Origin of the sequence: Methanobrevibacter sp., from assembly GCF_045644645.1 — an archaeon.
Classification (GTDB): Archaea; Methanobacteriota; Methanobacteria; order Methanobacteriales; family Methanobacteriaceae; genus Methanocatella.
Map to the genome: position 1 here is coordinate 1 of NZ_JAZRHE010000155.1, position 19,895 is coordinate 19,895.

At 33.1% G+C, this 19,895-nt stretch carries 22 protein-coding genes and 1 tRNA gene; 17 read left to right on the forward strand and 6 right to left on the reverse strand.

What is annotated here, in order from left to right; all coding sequences use genetic code 11:
* The 7 genes from ACKI4K_RS09810 to ACKI4K_RS09840 form a co-directional block, all read left to right on the forward strand.
* Window positions 1-1,249, forward strand: a 1,249-nt coding sequence (locus tag ACKI4K_RS09810; RefSeq protein ID WP_407424669.1) for a hypothetical protein, incomplete at its 5' end; no start/stop codon positions are given.
* A gap of 217 nt (window positions 1,250-1,466) precedes the next feature.
* A complete protein-coding gene (locus ACKI4K_RS09815) occupies window positions 1,467-2,585 on the forward strand; it encodes a tocopherol cyclase family protein (protein WP_407424671.1) in 1,119 nt (372 codons plus the stop codon).
* Window positions 2,585-3,283 (forward strand): diacylglycerol/polyprenol kinase family protein, encoded by a 699-nt coding sequence (locus ACKI4K_RS09820; protein WP_407424673.1) that lies wholly within the window; start codon window positions 2,585-2,587, stop codon window positions 3,281-3,283. The genes ACKI4K_RS09815 and ACKI4K_RS09820 overlap by 1 nt, the downstream gene beginning before the upstream one ends.
* A 126-nt stretch (window positions 3,284-3,409) precedes the next feature.
* On the forward strand, window positions 3,410-3,661 hold the full coding sequence (locus ACKI4K_RS09825) for a 2TM domain-containing protein (RefSeq protein WP_407424675.1): 252 nt from the start codon (window positions 3,410-3,412) through the stop codon (window positions 3,659-3,661).
* The gene (locus ACKI4K_RS09830; protein WP_407424677.1) at window positions 3,662-3,943 is read left to right on the forward strand and encodes a 2TM domain-containing protein; all 282 of its coding nucleotides are present in this window, start codon (window positions 3,662-3,664) and stop codon (window positions 3,941-3,943) included.
* Window positions 3,940-4,380, forward strand: coding sequence for a LytTR family DNA-binding domain-containing protein (locus ACKI4K_RS09835; RefSeq protein WP_407424679.1), 441 nt, complete (start codon window positions 3,940-3,942; stop codon window positions 4,378-4,380). The genes ACKI4K_RS09830 and ACKI4K_RS09835 overlap by 4 nt, the downstream gene beginning before the upstream one ends.
* Before the next feature lie 8 nt (window positions 4,381-4,388).
* Window positions 4,389-4,811: a DUF3021 domain-containing protein gene (locus ACKI4K_RS09840; protein WP_407424681.1), complete on the forward strand. Its 423-nt coding sequence runs from the start codon at window positions 4,389-4,391 to the stop codon at window positions 4,809-4,811.
* A 151-nt stretch (window positions 4,812-4,962) separates the two neighbouring features.
* On the opposite strand, the gene ACKI4K_RS09845 is transcribed toward ACKI4K_RS09840, so the two are convergent.
* Entirely contained in the window at window positions 4,963-5,367 is a 405-nt protein-coding gene (locus ACKI4K_RS09845) for a DUF3795 domain-containing protein (protein ID WP_407424683.1), read from the reverse strand.
* Window positions 5,368-5,423: 56 nt separating this feature from the next.
* On the opposite strand from ACKI4K_RS09845, the gene ACKI4K_RS09850 reads away from it, so the two are divergent.
* From ACKI4K_RS09850 to ACKI4K_RS09880, 7 genes are all read left to right on the forward strand, one after another.
* Window positions 5,424-6,614, forward strand: a complete 1,191-nt coding sequence (locus tag ACKI4K_RS09850; protein ID WP_407424685.1) for a glycosyltransferase family 4 protein — start codon at window positions 5,424-5,426, stop codon at window positions 6,612-6,614.
* 163 nt (window positions 6,615-6,777) lie between these two features.
* Window positions 6,778-7,335 (forward strand): 50S ribosomal protein L15e, encoded by a 558-nt coding sequence (locus ACKI4K_RS09855; protein WP_407424687.1) that lies wholly within the window; start codon window positions 6,778-6,780, stop codon window positions 7,333-7,335.
* A 27-nt stretch (window positions 7,336-7,362) separates the two neighbouring features.
* A complete protein-coding gene (locus ACKI4K_RS09860; RefSeq protein WP_407424689.1) occupies window positions 7,363-7,782 on the forward strand; it encodes an RNA-binding protein in 420 nt (139 codons plus the stop codon).
* Window positions 7,775-8,452 carry a DNA alkylation repair protein gene (locus ACKI4K_RS09865; RefSeq protein WP_407424691.1) on the forward strand — a complete coding sequence of 226 codons (678 nt, stop codon included), beginning with the start codon at window positions 7,775-7,777 and terminating at the stop codon, window positions 8,450-8,452. The genes ACKI4K_RS09860 and ACKI4K_RS09865 overlap by 8 nt, the downstream gene beginning before the upstream one ends.
* A gap of 40 nt (window positions 8,453-8,492) precedes the next feature.
* The gene (locus ACKI4K_RS09870) at window positions 8,493-8,882 is read left to right on the forward strand and encodes a hypothetical protein (protein WP_407424693.1); all 390 of its coding nucleotides are present in this window, start codon (window positions 8,493-8,495) and stop codon (window positions 8,880-8,882) included.
* 317 nt (window positions 8,883-9,199) lie between these two features.
* Entirely contained in the window at window positions 9,200-10,078 is an 879-nt protein-coding gene (locus tag ACKI4K_RS09875) for a CPBP family intramembrane glutamic endopeptidase (RefSeq protein ID WP_407424695.1), read from the forward strand.
* A gap of 107 nt (window positions 10,079-10,185) precedes the next feature.
* On the forward strand, window positions 10,186-10,878 hold the full coding sequence (locus ACKI4K_RS09880) for a type II CAAX prenyl endopeptidase Rce1 family protein (protein ID WP_407424697.1): 693 nt from the start codon (window positions 10,186-10,188) through the stop codon (window positions 10,876-10,878).
* Window positions 10,879-11,006: 128 nt separating this feature from the next.
* On the opposite strand, the gene ACKI4K_RS09885 is transcribed toward ACKI4K_RS09880, so the two are convergent.
* From ACKI4K_RS09885 to ACKI4K_RS09895, 3 genes are all read right to left on the reverse strand, one after another.
* Entirely contained in the window at window positions 11,007-11,477 is a 471-nt protein-coding gene (locus tag ACKI4K_RS09885) for a LytS/YhcK type 5TM receptor domain-containing protein (RefSeq protein ID WP_407424699.1), read from the reverse strand.
* Window positions 11,478-11,933: 456 nt separating this feature from the next.
* Entirely contained in the window at window positions 11,934-13,388 is a 1,455-nt protein-coding gene (locus tag ACKI4K_RS09890) for a sodium-dependent transporter (protein ID WP_407424701.1), read from the reverse strand.
* Window positions 13,389-14,018: 630 nt separating this feature from the next.
* Window positions 14,019-14,822, reverse strand: coding sequence for a DUF4013 domain-containing protein (locus ACKI4K_RS09895; RefSeq protein WP_407424703.1), 804 nt, complete (start codon window positions 14,820-14,822; stop codon window positions 14,019-14,021).
* 169 nt (window positions 14,823-14,991) lie between these two features.
* On the opposite strand from ACKI4K_RS09895, the gene ACKI4K_RS09900 reads away from it, so the two are divergent.
* On the forward strand, window positions 14,992-16,293 hold the full coding sequence (locus ACKI4K_RS09900) for a hypothetical protein (RefSeq protein ID WP_407424705.1): 1,302 nt from the start codon (window positions 14,992-14,994) through the stop codon (window positions 16,291-16,293).
* Between the two features lie 442 nt (window positions 16,294-16,735).
* Here ACKI4K_RS09900 and ACKI4K_RS09905 read toward each other — a convergent pair.
* Window positions 16,736-16,809 (reverse strand) — tRNA-Lys (locus tag ACKI4K_RS09905).
* 328 nt (window positions 16,810-17,137) lie between these two features.
* Between ACKI4K_RS09905 and ACKI4K_RS09910 the strand changes: the two genes are divergently transcribed.
* Together ACKI4K_RS09910 and ACKI4K_RS09915 are read left to right on the forward strand one after the other, a co-directional pair.
* Window positions 17,138-18,289, forward strand: coding sequence for an MATE family efflux transporter (locus ACKI4K_RS09910; protein WP_407424707.1), 1,152 nt, complete (start codon window positions 17,138-17,140; stop codon window positions 18,287-18,289).
* A complete protein-coding gene (locus ACKI4K_RS09915; protein ID WP_407424709.1) occupies window positions 18,259-18,468 on the forward strand; it encodes a hypothetical protein in 210 nt (69 codons plus the stop codon). The genes ACKI4K_RS09910 and ACKI4K_RS09915 overlap by 31 nt, the downstream gene beginning before the upstream one ends.
* Before the next feature lie 444 nt (window positions 18,469-18,912).
* Here ACKI4K_RS09915 and ACKI4K_RS09920 read toward each other — a convergent pair whose 3' ends face one another.
* Window positions 18,913-19,851, reverse strand: coding sequence for a bile acid:sodium symporter family protein (locus tag ACKI4K_RS09920; protein ID WP_407424711.1), 939 nt, complete (start codon window positions 19,849-19,851; stop codon window positions 18,913-18,915).
* Window positions 19,852-19,895: the final 44 nt, after the last annotated feature.

Below are 19,895 nucleotides of genomic sequence, written 5' to 3' on the forward strand. Positions count from 1 at the left end.
AAGTTATGTAGGCACTACTGATGGGAATGGTGTTGCTTCTATTTCTACTGTTGCATTAGCTAAAGGTACTTATGAGGTTACTTTGAAGTTTGCTGGAACTGCTTCTCGTTATGCGGCAGCGACAGTCACTAAAAAGGTTAGCGTATCTAAAAAAATACCTGTAAATATGGTTATTAAAAGCGGATCTGCTACTAAGAGTTCTTCAACTTTTAAGATTTCTGTTAAGGATAGTGAAACTGGTGACCCTGTAGCTAATAATAAGGTTTTATTAATTTTAACCGGTAAAAGTTATGTAGCCACTACTGATAAGAATGGTATTGCTACCATTACCACTAAAGCATTAGCTAAAGGTGATTATGATATTACATTGAAGTTTGCGGGAACCGCTACTCGTTATGAACAAACAATAATTACCAAAAAAGTACATTCCCCGGGCGTGGGATCCATAACAACTAAAGTTCCAGTAAAAATGACGGTCACAAGTGCTTCTTCCAATGATGCTTCAGCTGTCTTTAAGGTTAAGGTAACTGATAGTGAAACAGGTAAAGCTGTAGCCAATAGTAAGGTTTTATTAACCTTAAATGGTAAAAGTTATGTAGCCACTACTGATAAGAATGGTGTTGCTTCCATTACTACTGCTGCAGTATCTATGGGCAGTTACAAGGTTACAATGAAGCATGCAGGAACCATTGCACGTTATGAACCGACAACTATATCCGAAAAGGTAACTGTGACTTACACAGGCAAAGCTAGAAAGGTATGGATTAATGCGGATAACGGTAGTGATGCAATGAAAAATGCTGTTGCTAATTTGCTTAGAAAGAAGGGTTGGACTGTTCATGTAGGTGAAACTGGCAGTAATGCTCATTATACTGATTATTTCAAAGTTACTAGTGATTACCAATATTATATAACTTTGTATAATGGTTTTTGTGCTGGAACCGTCCGTGAAGCATATTCTTCTTCAATACAAAATACATTAAAAAGCAAGGGTGTTCAGTTAGTAATCATGTGGGATACTCAGGATTGGACAAATCCGCAAGGTATGAAACCTTATAGATACGGTGATTTCACTGGATATAATGCGGCTAGAGCATGGGATGATAACTTTAGTGTAAATGATCCTAGCATAAATAATGTTGCTGCGTGGTTGAAAAGTAATAATGCATTTTATTGTGCAAGCCCAACTGCTGATGGTTTAGTAGCACAGTTCTTAGCAGGCGGTTATTTTGAATATTCCAGTAAATAATGCTTTTACAGCTGGAATGTCTAAACTTGAATAAAAGAGATTAATCTACATTAATCTCATATACTATTTTTTTTTAAATTTTATATTGGAATTTTTTTAATATTTAACTTATTTCAAAGGCAATCTTTCTTCTTGTTTTGAAAAATTATGGCTAAAGACCTAAACTTATTTATTATGTTTAAAACAAAATATAATACATCACCTTTGGAGGAGTTATATGAACAAAAGTGATTTGAAAAGAGATTATTTTATGCTCAAGGGACCACTCGCCAAAAAGGGTTATGATTGGTGGTGGCATTCTTTTACGGGATATAATAAAAAAACAGGCGAAGCAAGACCATTTTTTATTGAATATTTTGTTTGTAATCCTGCTTTAGCTGAAGAAGAACCTACTCTTGGACAATTGCCTGAAAATAAAAAAGCAGGTAAAAAGCCATCCTACTGCATGATTAAAGCAGGGGCATGGGGTAAAAACCCAAAACAAATTCATAATTTTTACTCAATGAAATACTTTAATTGCCCCGATGATGAATTAAACATTCAGGTGGGGGATTGTAGCTTAACAGAAACTCATATGAGTGGATTTTCAAGAGTAACTGAAGAAGATGCCAAAAATCATCCAGAATATATGTGTGATGCTGGAGATATGATGTGGGATTTGGAAATGGATAAACAAATCACTTTTAATGTAGGTTATGGTGCAAGTTCATTATTTAGAAAATTAAATTCATTTGAAATGTTTTGGCATGCTGAAGGAATTAAAACCCAGTATAGCGGGACTGTCTGGCTTGATGGAGAAGAGTATGAAGTAATTCCAGAAAAGTCATTTGGTTATGCTGATAAAAATTGGGGTGGTGACTTCACATCACCGTGGCTTTGGATTTCATCATGCAACTTAACCAGCCTTAAAACAGGTAAAAAATTAAACAACTCCGCATTTGAAGCGGGCGGAGGAAGACCAAAAGCATTTGGAATATCTATTCCACGCAAATTATTAATCGGTTTTTACTATGAAGGCACCATGTATGAATATAACTTCGCAAGATTCTGGAATATGGTTAAAATTGACTTTGACTTTGAAGAAGGCGAAGAGGTACACACCTGGAGAGTTAATGCAAGCAATAAAAACTCTAAAATGGAACTTGTGCTCTACTGCAAACGTGATGAAATGTTATTAATCAATTATGAAGCGCCTAACGGTCAAAAAAGACACAACCGCTTATGGAATGGAGGAAACGGTTGGGGTGAAATCAAATTATACAAAAAAGATGGAACATTAATCGATCATGTAAAAATGGAAAATGCCGGCTGTGAATATGGGGAGTATGATAAATAATGATATTCACAGACATTATTGCATTGATTATTGTATATGTTTATGTAGCAGTCATCTTTGTAGTGGCCGAAATGGTTTTGAAAACAAGACCTGAAGTTTCACGTAAATTTTTACATATCATGGTAGGTAACATGATATTTGCCATGCCATTTTTCTCAGACCCGTGGGTAATGGTTTGGTTTTTAACTCTGCCGATTACAATAGTATTGTTCTTCTTAACTGAATACTCACCGATTAAAATAGAAAATAGCATAACCGAATCCGGCCATGCATTGGGCCTGTTTTTCTATGCAGGTATCTGGACTATATTGATTGCAGTATTTTCAATGATTTCTCCAGCAAATGATCCTAAATTCTATATTTGGATTGTAGCATTGGCTATTGTTCCTATGGTGTATGGTGATGGTTTTGCCGCATTAATTGGTCAAAAATTCGGTAAGGTAAAATATACAGTATTCGGGGGTACAAAATCCATTGAAGGTTCCCTTACAATGTTTGTAATTACATCTGTAATGAGCGTGTTTGTATGGATGGTTTTCACTTCAATTGGATGTACAATGCCTGAATTCAATATTGTTAACATATTAATGATTTCGGCTGTGGCAACACTATGTGAAGCATTTAGTTATGGGGGAATTGACAATTTGACAGTTCCGGCAATAACTTCAATTTTATATTATTTGGTGGCTGTATTGTAGCCGCTAATTTTACTTCTTATTTTTTGCATTTTAGTTAACTTATTTTGCATCTTGGAAACATCGCCAAATAGTCATTTATATGGACTTTCACTAAGTTATATTAACGAATAGTTACTTGGTGATACAATGAATTTAAGAGAAAAAGCAGAAAAAAGAGTTGACGCGAAAATAAGATTTCAAGAAAACCTATATAAATATTTGATTGTAAATACTATAATAGCCATTATATGTACTATATTTTTACATAGTTATTGGTTACTTGCATTTGTAATGCTTTTCTGGGGAATTGGAGTTATGAATGACTTTTTTAAAGCATATTCTCTTAATAATTATCGCGAAGAGATGATTGTAAAAGAAATTTCAAAAATGGGTGATTAGATGAGTGATAACATAAGAGAATTAGCTGAAAGACGCGCAGATGCAAAAATTATATTCTATAAGAATTTTATTGTTTACGTTATAGTCAATGCATTTTTAGCAGTTATTAATGCAGTATACACACCGCAATATTGGTGGGTTTTATTCACCATCCTTTTTTGGGGAATTGGGGTATTCGTTAAATTTTTAAATGCATTTGCATTTGCAGATAACTTCGATAGTGAAAGTTACAGGGAACATAAAATTCAAAGAGAAATGGAAAAATTAAGGAATCAATCATGAAAGTAAATCTATTTGTATCCAAAGACATTGAAGAACCCTATGCGGATATTCACACTAATGAGCTTAGTGAAAATGTTACAAAGGCAATATCAATTCTTGAAAGCGATGAGTCAAATGATATGCTGGCTGTTAGGAAGGGATCCGATATTGCCCTTTTAGAGTTTAATGATGTTTATATGATTAGAGTTGAAGAAAAACAGGTTAAAGTATACACTAAAAGCAATGAATATCTGATTAAAAAACCGTTATATCAGGTTGAAGAGAATTTGAATAATGATTTTGTAAGGATTTCAAAGACAACTATCGTAAATTTTAAGAAAATTGAAAGAGTTGCTCCTTCACTTAAGGGGATGATGTTTATACAACTTAAAAATGGCTTAAAAGACAATATTTCAAGAAAATATTTGCCGGAGTTTAAAAAAGCTTTAGATTTGTAGGTGAGCACATGAAAATAGATTTAATTAAAAGATTGGCAATGGGTGCTTTTGTAGGCTGTTTTATTATAATGCTTATCATGGTTATAGCGTCCTTGCAATATGGCCCTCAGAATGTCAAGTTCACTGGTTCAGAGATAATTAATGCATTTTTAGGATCTATTGTTGTTGGCTGGGGATTTTCATTAACTGGATTGATTTATGAAAGGGAGGATATTGCATTTCCATTACAGATCATATTCCAAATGGGCATTGGAATGACAATACTGCTTTTAGTAGCAATATACCTAAAATGGATGCCAATCGATTTGGGTTGGGGTCCGATAATCACTTGGATTTTAATAGCGTGCGTATTTGCGGCCATTTTCTGGTTTGGCTTCTATATTTATTATTATCTCGTTGCACGTGATTTAAACAATAAACTGAAAAATTAAAAAATAGCCAATTATGCTATTTTTTCTTTTTTTCATATACACGTTCATTTTTCTAAATTCTATTTTTCAAAACAAGTCATTTTAAATTAAAGATGATGTATTTTAAATCAGTAGTTGATAACAAGGTCATCAATATTATTAATCAAATTTTTCATTTAATCAATTCAAATCCGCACTCGCTACAGGCCTTTGTTTGGAAGGTCACAACTCCGCCACATTTTGGGCATGACCACCTTTCACGGTCCTGCATCATCATGTGGCCGATGCCTGTAGTTTTGATTCTTTTGGCACTTTCAAGTGTGTTCAAGTCATATCGTTTAACATATTTTTTAGAGTGCTTTTTCATTAATGGGCAGGGAAATTCACTGCAACGCCCACAATAGCTAAATTTTTTAGACTCAAAACAGGTTTTTATCTTGCATTTTATGCTGGCCTTGCTTTTACCGTCATTACTTATCAAACAACCTCCACAGGGATTTTTAAATCGGTTGCAGCTTATGCAGTTAATCCCACAGGGAGCCAATAATTTTGAATCTAGTTCATCAGGCATTTTCATAGTAGTTAATCTCTTTCAAGAAACTTATATATTTATTCAAAACCAAATAATTCTTCATGAAAATTCTGGTTGTTCAGGAATCGGATTGGCTAAAAAGAAATCCTCATCAACAACATCATCTGATGGAGAGAATGGCTATAAGGGGTCATGAAATCAAAGTCATTGATTATCCTATAGATTGGCCAAAAGAAAGCAAATGGGGACTGGTCTATAAAAGGGAAGTCCACAGAAACATTTCAAAAATAAAGAAAAACACTGATATTGATGTTGTAAGGCCGTCATTTGTTAAAATCAAAGGCCTGAATTATGCGACACTATTCTTTTCACATAAAAAAGAAATTGAAAGACAAATCAAAGGTTTCAGGCCCGATATAATTTTGGGTTTGGGCATCCTGAACACATATAATGCATCCAAACTAGCTAAAAAACATAATGTTCCTTTTGTATATTACTTTATAGATGTTTTGCATAGATTGATTCCCGAAAAAGCTCTTCAGGGTATGGGAAAATGGTTTATTCAAAAAACAATTGAAAATGCGGACTTGGTAATTACAATCAATAAGAAACTATCTGAATTTGCGGTTAAAATGGGTTCGAAACCAGAAGCAACAAAATTAATTGATGCTGGCATTGACTTAAATATATATAATCCCAATTTGGCCGATTCAGAAATCCGTGAAGAGTATGGGATTGCAGAAAAGGATATTGTACTTTTCTTTATGGGTTGGATTTATGAGTTTGCCGGAATGAAAGAGCTTGCAAGGGCATTGGGTGATTCTAAAGATAAATATCCGAATTATAAGCTCCTGGTTGTAGGTGATGGTGATGCATATGGGGAGATGTGCCTGATTCGTGATGAATATGATATGAAAGACCAACTGATAATGGCTGGAAAACAACCATTTGATAGAATGCCTGAATTTTTAGCTTCAGCAGATTTTTGCCTGCTTCCAGCACATATTGATGAGCCAATTATGCAGGATATTGTTCCAATCAAGATTTATGAATATTTGGCTATGAAGAAGGTAGTAATAGCAACGGAGCTTCCGGGCCTGTCAAAAGAATTTGGATATGGTAATGGCATTGAATACGTTCAGGAAGCTTCAGAAGTTTTGGGCAAAGTTGAAGAGATCTTGGCCGATGATAGGTATGATGAAATCGCGAGCATTGCCGGGGATTGTGTTGGCGGTAATGACTGGGAAGTTATCACTGACAAATTTGAAAATGCAATGAATGATTTGTTGTGATTCTCATAAATTTTGCTTTTAACTATTTTTTTTACGATACATTTATAAATACATAAATCAAATATTTGATTACTGTTATTTTATAGCAGTATTTTAGATACTTTTTTTGGGATAAGTTCCCATATGGATGTGGCCTTAATGGCTGAACAAAAAGGTGTTATTTATGTATAAATATATTAGAGACGCATGGAAAAACCCAGATGAGTCCTACGTACGTGAACTCATGTGGCAAAGAGCTCCTAAATGGAGAAAACAAAAAGCTGTTCAAAGAATTGAAAGACCTACTAGGCTTGATAGAGCTAGAAGTTTAGGTTACAGAGCTAAAAAAGGTTTCGTTTTAGTAAGAACCAGAGTAAGACGTGGTGGAAGAAGGAAAACTCGTCGTTTCAATGGTCGTAAACCTAAAAGAATGGGTGTAAACAAAATTACTCAAGCAAAATCTATTCAAAGGATTGCTGAAGAACGTGTAGCTAAAAAATACCCTAACTTAGAAGTTTTAAACTCCTACTGGGTATGGTCTGATGGCAGATACAAATATTATGAAGTAATTTTGGTTGATCCTAACAGTCCTTCCATTATCAATGATAAAAAAATCAATTGGATTTGCTCCAATAAACACACTAACAGGGCTTTAAGAGGCTTAACTAGTGCAGGTAATAAAGGACGCGGAATCAAATCTAAAGGAAAAGGCTCAGAACAAGCTAGAAGAAGAAAAATCTAATTTTTCTTCATTCCTTTTTTGATTAAAATGATTCATAATATTAAATTTAGAGCTTTCGTTTATGAAGATGAAAATGTTGCTGATGTCTCACAGGCTATTTTGAACATTCTTCCCGAAGCTGAAATTGAGGCTGAAGAAGCCGAGGGATTACTTGAAGATAAGATAATCATTTTATCTGGTGCAGTATCTAAAAAGAGATACGCAAAGACTTTTTTTAATACGCTCCTAGAGTGGACGGATTTGGATAAATTAAATTCTGACTTGGAACGTAAGATTGATGAGAAGGGAAACTGGTTTTTAAGATTTGATAAGGCTGATGCTTTAGATGAAAAATGGACTATTTTAGACAAGGGAGATTCAATTCATCTTAAAGTAAAAATTGCCGCTTTTCCTGCAAAAAAACAGATTGCAGTTAATAAAGTCCGTGAAGCTATTTTGAATGATTAAAATGGAATTTAATCAAATAATTCAGGAATTTGAAGAGTTATCTGATGTTGATTTTGCCGAAAATATGAAAAAATTCGGAATTGATTATGTTAAAAGCTATGGACTTAGGTTACCTCAGATTAGAAAAATTGCAAAGCAATGCGGGAAAAACCATGAATTGGCGTTAGAACTTTGGAATCATGGTTATCATGAGATGTATCTTTTGGCGACTCTTGTCGAAGAGCCTCAAAAAGTTGGTTCGGCCCAATTAAATGACTGGGTAAATACATTCTATTCATGGGATCTGGTTGATCAGGCTTGCATTAATCTTTTGAGATTCATGCCGGAAGCTATAGATAATATCTTTGTTTGGGCGGAGTCCAATGAGGAATTTGTTAAAAGGACAGCTTTTAGCCTGATAGCAGTATTGGCAGTTCACGAAAAGGATTCTGGTTTCGATAAATATTTTGAGATAATCAAGGACGGTTCAAAAGACAACAGGAATTTTGTTAAAAAATCTGTTAATTGGGCAATAAGGCAAATCGGCAAGTCTAATGTGGAAAACAACAAAAAAGCATTAAAATTGGCTTATGAAATTCTGGAAATGGACAATAAAGCAAGCAAATGGGTTGCTCGCGGTGCAATAAAAGAACTTGAAAGTGAAAAGGTTCAGAATAAATTTGCTTCATAAAAAATAAAGTTTATTTTAGAAAAAGTCTAATATAGTAAATATGGAAAGACAAAGTTATTATTTGATAATTTTATTGATCGCTCTTGTAGTTTGTATTGGGGTATTTCTTTTCCAATTCAATAATGACGTACCTACTTTCATAATCATCAACGGAACTGAAGTCCATGAAAACGGCTCTTTTTCAGGTATGTTAATGGATGCGTACAGTTATGGGGTTGCAAATCAAACAATAACATTCCACAAGCCAGGTTATGAGATGGGGACTATTGTCGATGTTGTAACGGATGAAAATGGTGAGTTCACAATTGAAAATGCCCAATATCTGCCAAATGCAGGTAAGGATAATTACTATGGAAACTTTACATTTGCAGGGCATGGCAAATATCAGGGTTGCACCTATGAAGGCAACGTAACTGTAATCCCTAACTAGTTATATATGATTTAAAAGTGGGAATTATTAATTAAGTATATGATTGGGGCTGTAGTAAAGATTGTAATGGGGATGTACTATTCAGGTTCCTCCTACAATTATTCTTTTAGAACATACGATAATTATAGGTTTTCAAGTTTAGTTTTTCACATGAGTTATTATTTTTCAATATTTTTCTGTCACATTTAGCTGTTCTTAAAAATAAAGATGCCCTCTCAGGGCATATCAAAAATATTCGAAAAAACTGAAAAAATGAATGTACAGCATTTCCAATGACTCTAAAAAAATATATATTGTTAATCTGGCAAGTTATAATTATGGCAATGAATGATAAAATATCTGATTATATCACGTTTCCTAAAACCTTTGAGAACTATATGTGGTACAAACCGATACTTGTCTTTATAGTGGGTTTCATAATAGCCCTCATACTCGTAGTATTGATAGCGGCGGTTTTTTATCTAACTCTGGGATTTGATTTTGTAATTTCTGTTTTGGGTGGAGGATTTGAAGCATTAAACTCTCCATTTGCGATATTATTTGTCGATTTGATGGTTATTGTATTTATCCCTTCATTGTATCTAGCATCTAAAGTTGTTAAGGACAGGCCGTTTTCCTCTTATTCCTCTTCGCGTGGGGGATGGAATTTCAAACTATATTTCAAGGCACTGGTGATTCCGCTGATATTGTATATAATATATATGGGTGTGGATGCTGCTATTGCCGGAACAAAAGGCACATCTCATTTATCAATAGCATTTCTTGCTGTAATTTTGATTTCCGTACCTATCCAATCTATTGCAGAGGAATATGTATTTCGAGGATTTCTTATGCAGACATTCGGGTCATGGTTTAAAATACCTGCTTTAGCGATAGTTCTGCAAGCTGTAATATTTGCGCTACTCCATGGATATAACGGCATAGGACTCTTTGAAACATTAGTTATGGGTCTTGGTTACGGATTTTTTGCCTGGAAAACAAATGGTATAGAGATAAGTTCTGCCATTCATACTGCGAATAATTTTTCTGTCGGTTTATTCGTTATGCTCGGACTAAAAACATCAACTTCCTCTCCGCAATTATTGGATGTTGCAGTAGCAATCGCCTTTTTAATAATACTATTCATCATAATGTATTGCGTTGGCAGGAAAACTGACTGGTTCGGTGAAATCCCGGAAAACTCTCAAAATATATGATGATTATTCATATTATGAATAATCTTTTTTTTTGTTTAAAAAATCCCTATACGATTGGTTAAAAACAATTCAAAAATTATAAACACGTTCAATCCATATTTAAGGATATGGCAGAAATTGATAGGTTTAAGTTTGAAGATGGGGATTATGATTTTCCGTTTTATAATAAAAATCCACACATTCCCAAATGGGGCTGGATTATTTTATTCTTTGCATTTCTTATTGGATCTGTTTTATCAATGTCTGAAAAGATTTATTTTTTAATATCGGGATGTATAGTGTTAATTGTTCCAGTATTATATTTTTTAAAATGGGATTACAATGCAATATTTAGAATTCCCTCCCGTAGAGACATTGTTCTTGTAGTGGCTCTTTTTGCAGGATATATGATATATTCATTGGTTATGGGTTTAATATTGTCTCAATTTGGAATAGTTAGCAGTGGAACCGTTGATTCGGGGTCATTAAGTGGCATGTCCTTAGTTAATTGGATATTTGCAGTAATGGGTGAGGAATTCATGAAATTCATTCCTTTCATGTTTTTCTTAAGGGTGATTTACAAATACTCAAACAACCGTAAATTATCTGTAATCATGTCTGTTGCTATAATGATGGTAATGTTTGCATCCCTGCATGCATATAATCCTATCATGTTCATATTTGCACTTTTCATACAGGGTTTTGGCTCAATATTTGAATTTTACGGATACATTAAAACTAAAAACATCCTTGTTCCATATCTTTCTCATTTATTGACGGATGAGTTTATTCTCATAATTTCATTGCTTGGATTTGTCTAAGAATTATGTAATATATCAAAATTAATAATTTTCTACATTATTATTAAGTAATTCACGTTCATGAATGATTCTGATAATCAATTAAATAAGATTCCTACAATAATGTTTCATGGCAAATACATAATTAATCACAATTTATTTTTGATATCACTCAATTCTTGCTCTAATTTATCAACTTTATCCTTATATTCATTTAATTCTTGTGACATTTCAATTATCCTATCGGTGTTTATATCAATTAGTTCACTATTGACTGAGATTCTATCGCTGTTGTCATTAATTGTTTGTTTTAATTCATCGCTTGTTTCGGCTTCCTCTTTTTTTTCACCTAAAAACATGGTAAAGAGTAACATTCCAAGAACGGCACCAAATGTCATTGGGCCATAAAGGGCATTGGCAATAATGACACCGTCCGGCTGAGGTGTTAATAATGTTATGAGAAACATGTCAAAGCCACTATATAAGAACATTAAAAGCGTGGATTTATATGGTCTTAAGAATTCGCCGCCGTTCCATCTATAAACGAGACTTCCAACAATGCCAGCCATTATTGTTGCAACACCACATGCCAAGGCGGTTGGTCCTCCATAATGATTCACCGTTAGTGGATTTATTAAAATAAGAGATAGTAAGGCTTAACAAACCCATAATAATTAGATAACCGATTTCATAAACTGATCCGTCGGTTAGTTCTTTAAGTTTCGTGAGCCTAGTCGAAATAAAACCTAAAATTATGATTGCTGAAATGATTGTAACAATATCATGCAAAACTGATGCATTCACATGCTTAACAATAATCATATAAGCAAATATATTAATAAACAAGGTGACATTAAAAATGAACAATACTGAAAGTAATATTAGAATCTTTTTATCGCCAGTGAGTTTATTTTTAAGGTTAGAGAACATATTATCGGATTATATGTTGGGGATAATTTATGTCAATTTGTTCGTCTGTCAAATCAAATTCCATTTAGGCCATTATTTTCAAAACCTTTAAAGTAAATTATGGGTTATTATTTGTTATATGTGTATAGTAATATTTTGTGATGGAATCATGCGTCTTTGCTGTTCGTTTTTGTAAATATCAAGGAAAGTCCAACAACAATAATTGTTATAGTTACATCCACCACTATCTTAAGTGGATTTGCATCATTGAATAATTTTACAAGCCCCAATACCCAAATACCAATTAAAAGAATTGGCAGTAAATATTTTAGTGTGAAAACCCATGTTTTTCCTACTTTAAAAGTTGAAAATTCATTTAATACTGGCATGACCTTTTCAACTCCATAAAACCATCCAAATATTATTGCCTGAACTCCAATCAAGATTAATATTCCGAAATTATTTACAAATTCATCTACGGCCCCCACTAAATAACTGCTGATTCCTGTTGAATAAATAACAGTGCCTATGCAAGCAACAATTGTAAGGATCGTGACTCCTTTTTTCCTACTCCATCCAAATTTATCGCACAATGATGAGAGCAAAGGTTCAAACAGTGCAAAAGAAGAGGTGAATCCGGCAAACAATATTGATAGGAATAATAATGGGGCGATAATATGTCCCATTAATCCCATTGCATTGAATATTTGTGGAAATATGATAAATATTAATCCGGTGCCTTCACTGATTAGTTCATTCATTGGTATTGAAGATGTTAATGACATGTATCCGAGTATTGAAAATACTCCAAAAGCTATGAAAATCTCATATAATGAATTTGCAATAACTACAAACAATACTTCGTCAACCAGCTTTGAATTTTTGGGCAGATAGCTTGCATATGTATATACCATTGCCTGGCCGATGCTTAAAGAGAATATGGTTTGCCCAAATGCAGCAAGCCAAACGTTAATATTGAAAAGTGCCGACCAGTCAGGTGTGAGTAATGTGATAACTCCAATATTAAATCCTGGCAATGTGAATGCATAAACAAAAATCAATATCATGATTGTAAATAATAATGGAATTAGAACAGTTGATATCCTGCCAATCCCTTTATCCACGCCTTTAATGGAGACTATCCAAAAGATTGCCCATAATATTAATGTGCAAATTAAGGTAGGAAATATTATTTTGGTGACAGATGATAAATCTGAACTTCCTCCAACATAGCTTGAAAAAAAGGATGAAGGGTCAGTTCCCCATCCGAAATTAAAGCTATTTAAGAAATATGCAAAGTCCCAGCCTAAAATAATCATGTAATAAATCACAACGATAAACACGAATAAAACCAACATCCATGCAAGGATTTCAAATTCCGGACGAATGCTATGCATTAGATTAGAAAAACTTTTCTTAAAGCTAAAGCCCAACCCATACTCTAAAATTAAAAATGGAACTCCCATAACTAAAATCGCAATGATGTATGGTATGAAAAATGACCCTCCGCCATTGGAATACAACACATAACTGAAACGCCAAATGTTTCCTATTCCAATTGTAAGGCCAATCATTGCTAGGATGAATGTAAATATCGAACCCCATTGTGAATCTTGATTCATCTTAATTCTCCTCAGGTTTAATTTTTGTAAAAGTTACACTAACTATACATATATAATAATATAATATTTTTACTAATATAAATAGTGGGTTTTAATTTTTTTTTACTTTTTTGTAAACATTAATAACTTACGTTAATAAAGATTTTCATTCGTTTAATAAAACAAATCTTATTCTAAAAGTGTCATTTGTTATGTGGTGCTGACATTAATGCAGGGTATTGAAAAACAAAATTGCTTCAACTCGGACATATACAGGGGTTTCAAAATCAACTTTAAAATCACAAATGTCCGATGTTAATGTCAAATTGGATTAGATTAATATTTTAATTACGCAATCATCTCCTCCATGCAATATGGTTTCCACAAGTTCAACTTCAATTTCTTCGTCAAAGAATTCTCCCAAATGTATTTTTCATACAGGAATATTCATATTCTATATAATTGCTAATTAGTCAAGAACAAATTCCATTGCAGAAGTATTTTTCCTAAAACTAGATTAATCACATACAATTTAAAAATGAAATTATTAATCTGTTATACTTTGGAAAGAATTGTGTGAACAATCGTTCTTTAAGGGATTAAAATGATTTCTGCAAAAAGATACATATAAAAAGAAAAAATGGTTTAATATTATGCATCAGCATACAATAAACCGATAGCCCTGTATAAAAACAACAGCATAAACGGCACTCCTACAAAAATGCCTATGAAAACGCCGATATATGGAATCAATCCAATCAGTCCGATGACAACTGCCAAAGCCAATGCAATTATATAAATTACAATCAATGTGACTATAATCTTTAAAAATCCAACGTTTGACATGTCCTTTAGTATTTCCCTGAATCTCAAACCTTCGGTTCCGCTTCCGTATTTTGCAAATCTGACCAGTGCTGTAAATGACATCAATGAAAATATGATAAATAAGATAATTCCAATAATTAAAGTAATGGTTAATGCATTGTTGAACGTGTTTATTGTTGATTGGGGAATTGCCGCCATTATTGTGGTCAAATTGTCTGCACCATTACCTATAGCGTCCATGCTGGTATATACGATTTTAGTGAATGAGGTAAACAGTCCTGTTGCGGAAGCGACAATTATGACAATTACTGCAGGTATGATGAAATAGATTATCTCCAAAATCATTGCTTTAATACCAATGACAAATTGTTTTACATAATCAAAATCAGGAAGTGCATCATTACCCTCAGTTCCGCCTTTAACGACTTCAACTGAGTATCCTAAAACTGTAAATGCAACGATTAAAGTCACAACGCTTAAAATGATGGATAAAGTGTCATTTTTAAGACCATATGAGGGAAGAATTATTGATAAGCTCATTAGAATAATTAAAGCACAGTATATTAAAAATTTTCGAGTATCGCTGATGGGATATTTAATAGCGTCCGTTATAATTTCACGTAAATTCATATTTATCACATTAATTATCTGCTTGACAGATATATATTTTTAGATAGTAGTATTTAAAATTTAAAGTATTTAACTTATAACCAGCTAATTATTAGACGCTCGGTTGCAGATGAAATTGTTATAATCTTATATAGGTGAATAGTTATAAATATTATTATAGAGGCATTATATGAACAAAAAAATAGTTACATTAATTCTTGTTATATTAATTTCCTTTTGTTTTTTAGGTATTGTCGTAGCGGACAATGCAACACATGATGATAATAATACAGCAGATCATGACAAAAAAGTCGATAATAAAACAGATGACAATACCAATACAGTTGATAAAAGCAAAACGGTTGATAAACCCAAAAAAAACTACATTAAGGCTGAAATAAATGGAAATGACATTAAATTTAGCGATGGTTTTAGAGGATTTATTCTTGACTATTCAAAATCTCCTGCAAGTTCGGGAGATGAATTCAAACGTGTCTCTACATCAAAGCTCGGCAACTCAAATGTGCTGAAGCTAGCCATAATCGAATGCTACAAACAGAATTCAGTAGACCAGATTGGGAAAATATTGGCTGATTTTGTAAAAACCGGCTCTTCCAATACCAAGGTCGGTGAAGCCGTTGCGGCATCACATGCACAAGTAGGCGACCAAGCTGTCGTTAAAATAGATAATCATACTGAAGCAGTTTTTTATTTTGAAGTTTTAAAATCCGTATCGGGTAATGAATCAGATTATTTTGCATATAAAGTATCGTTTAGAACCATCGATGATGATGAAGAAGACATAAATCAAATCAGTGGGTTGGATAATGTAACAAATGTAATTAATGCTACAAATGTTACAAATGCAACTTCGACCAATAATGAAACAGATGATCCATTCCTAAAGGGATTATATGATATTTTTGCTTTATTTCTCAATGCACTTTATGATGCCTGGAAACCTGTTATCGACACATTTATGAATTTCATTCTAATGATTGTAAATGCTTTGGAAGAATTTGTAAAGCTGTTTGAAGAATTTAATATGGGAATTCACGCTTTGGTGGATGGCCTTGAAAAACTTTTAATGATGCTTGGATTGATATGGGAACAACTTGATGGGATTTTAAAATTATTAAGTCTTATATTAACTGCTATTGAACAGCTTATAAACTTAATTGCATATGCAGTGGATTTCATTGTAAAACTTATCTACATGATTATCTCACTTTTACAGCAAATTATAGCATTACTTCAATGGATAATAAATTTCATTTTATATTTAGTCGATCAGCTCATGGCCTTACTTCAGGGAATAATGGATTTCTTTTCAGATTTATTCAATCAACTCTCATCCTTACTTAAAGCGATTTTAGACTTATTGAGCTCAGCTGGTAGTTCTTTGGTTAATGTTATCAAAAATGCAGCAATTATAGCGGTTGCATTTATGGTTATTACAGTTGGAGCATTTGTTTACGACAGATTCAGATAATCTTCATCTTATTCCCTTTTTTTTATTAATTTTGCTATAATGAAAGTTAGGCAATTAATTTTTCAGCTGGGCAGATATGCTGTTAATTTCGTAAGTATTTTGAACTTTAAAAAGCGAACAATCATTCTCTTTTGATATGGGTCAAATAATAATGTTTTATATTGAAATAAAGCAGTAATCTGATGAAAGCTTTGATGTGATAATCGCAAAAAACTTGACATGGGCACTTTTTCATCATATGCAAGCATATTCCGAGTGACATCCAGTGCTAAAAAATGGGGGCATGCTGCTTAATTTTGATTCACAATATGCTAAAGGAACACATTGTCTGAAAAACCAAGGCAACCTTACCCATAAGAATATTGGTAATGAAATGAAATTCTTTAAAAATATGTTGTTTAACTTAATTCATTTAACCGAAATTTTTCAAAAACTAGATAAATGGGCCCGACGGGGTTTGAACCCGCGACAACAAGGTTAAGAGCCAAGCGCTCTCCCAGACTGAGCTACGGGCCCCATTGAAAAAACTTTTACAAGAAGTGATATTAATATATATCATTTACTATATTTAACTATTTTGTTTTTATTTGATTGCAACTTTTTAAGCCTGATATCTGCTCATGATTTCACAAAATTATTTTCTTAATGTATGAATCCTATTTATTAATTAAAATTATTTTGAGGGGTGTAATATGAAAACTCATGATGTGATGTACTGCTTATGTTCTTTCGAACTAATTTTTATAGTACTTTAAATAATTAAAGATTTTTCATTTCGTTTAATAATGCAAATTATTAATTTCATGACATCACATTAAATAATTTAATTAACAATACTCTTATTATGGTTCATAATGTAGATTTCATTTCAAATCCCAGACATGCGTTTTGGCAAATGGCAACACCTTTGATAGTGCTTACACTCTTTGAAGCAGCCTATTCATTCATAGACTTTTTTTGGGTATCTCAAATGAGCGAAGATGCATTCTTTGCAATCGGGGTTGCATTGCCGTTAGTCACATTGATTGTGAGTTTTGGAAAATCCATAGGCATTGGAACCAATTCAATAATGTCTAGGGAGATTGGTGAAGAGGATTATGAGGACACATATAACTCTATTCTACACGGCATTGTTGTATGTCTGGTATTGACTTTACTTATCATGTTATCTACACTATTTTTAAAAGACATCCTGGTATTGATGGATGCAACTGCAGCCATGGAATTGTCAATCGAATATTTGACTCCAATATTCCTATGTTCGTTTGTCTTTCTTTTTTCCAATTTTTTTGCAAGCACCCTGCAGGCTGAAGGAAACTCAAGAACACCCACTGTCATGCTTATTTTGACAAACATCCTGAACTTGATTTTGGATCCGATATTCATTTTCGTTTTCAATTGGGGAGTTACAGGTGCCGCATACGCTACGGTATTGTCCTCGGGAGTGACAGCCTTTTATTTATTGTATTGGTATTTGAGCGGCAAGTCTGAAGTTGTCCTGGACCTTAAATATTTCAAGCCGGGCATCGTTTATGAAATATTCATAGTGGCGATTCAGAACTTTCTGTCAGACAGTTTGTGGTGCATTTCAATGATGTTCTTCAATAGGATTCTAATCGAACAGCTCGGTGAAATAGGTATCCTGCTCTATTCAACAGCAACCAGAATAGAGACATTGATGATATCTCCTCAAAAAGCGTTTGGCCGAGCATTGGTAAGTGTTTGCGGACATTTATATGGTGCAGACAAATTTGATGAATTGACTAATCTGTACATTTACATACTTAAAATAACTATTGTCATTGCATTGGTTACAAGTGTTGCATTTTTCTTCATCAGGGATTATGGGTTTGTATTGTTTTCTGTTCCTGATGCTGAAATATCCATATTCTACATTGCCCTTGCAGGCATTATAATAGTTCCATTCAACGAAATCACGGTAATATCAGAAAAATGCTGGATGGAATGGGAAAAAGCTATATTTCATTCATCCTGACAATTGGAATCATTATCTATGAGATTGCCATTGTAAATTTCCTTGCTCCAATATTTACTTCAGGCGTGTGTGTTTTGATTGGAGTGCTGATTGGAGAGATTACAGCCGGAAGCATTTTCCTTATATTATTGAAATATATTCTTAAAACACATGGAAAAGGTAAGATTCCTCGTATTTAAATCAATTCGGCGATAAATATTCATCATCACATAATGACCATTAATTTGGTTGAATGACATTTGCTACTTGATTTAAACTCATTATTTAAAACAAATGTTTGAAAATCATCACTAAAATGATTTCCACCAAAAAAAGAAGTGAGTAGTCCTATCCGGAGTCGAACCGGAGTCACAAGTTCCAGAGACTCGTATGATTGCCATTACACCATAGGACTAGAAATTGCATTAAATTTTAGAATTCAATTTATCAAAAAATATCATAAATTTGGAATTCTATTAATTTTTATATCAGTTCATAGATATATAATTTTTCTATTTTTTTTGAGTCTGTAAAATTTTATAGGATTATTTCAAATTATTTTTTACAGTTGAAATTTCGCATCGATGAGAATTAGTTCCAATTGATTTCATCTTAAGAAGGATTATCTCTATGAGTTCATTGAATTAGACATATCTTCTAAATACATAAGCAAGAATTGACCCTGCAAAATTCTGCCAAACTGAATAAAGAGCTCCGGGGACTGTTGCTTGGGACAGGTTTGGAAAGTGGTTCTTTGCAAGGCCGGTCGATAAACCGGAATTTTGAAATGAAAGTTCAATAGCGATGGTAATGATTTGCTTTTTGTCCATTCCGGCCAGATGACCAACACAAAATCCAAGAAACATTGCAAGGAAATATTGTAAAATAATAACAACCATTATAATTACAGATGAAGTTAAAATAGCCTGTTTATTGGCTCCTATTACTCCCGCGACAATTAAACAAATTACAATTGAGGATATTGCTGGCAAATAATCTTTTAACTCATCGCAAAATTTAGGAAACTTGTAATTCAATGTTAAACCTAAAATGATTGGGATGATGACAATCTCAAGGATGGAAATGAACATGTCAAATGGATTAAAATGAATTTGATTGCCTATTAGCAATAAGGTAATCATCGGGGTCAAAATCGGTGAAATCACAGTAGAAACGGCTGTTAAAGAAACGGACAATGCTACGTCCCCTTTGGAAAGAAAAGTTATGACGTCAGAAGCAGTGCCTCCGGGAACGGTTCCAACTAAAATAATGCCGACAGTCAGGGCATCATTTAAAGAAAACATTTTTGCAAGACAAAATGCCAGGATCGGCATTATGATATATTGCGCCAAAAGGCCAACAGAAATCTCTTTTGGATTTTTAAATACAGTAACAAAGTCATCAACTTTTAATGTGGTTCCCATTGTAAAAAGGATGATGCTTAATAATAAGTTCAACATATTTATGCCGTTATATTCACTCAAAACCCATTTAAATGAGTTTGAGTAGAATAATGAAATAACAACTGCAAGCAATATAATTATGAAAAAATATCTTTCAATGAATTTAAAAATCCTTTTCATAAATCTATTTTTATGTTAATCTTTTAAAAGATTATTGATTTTAA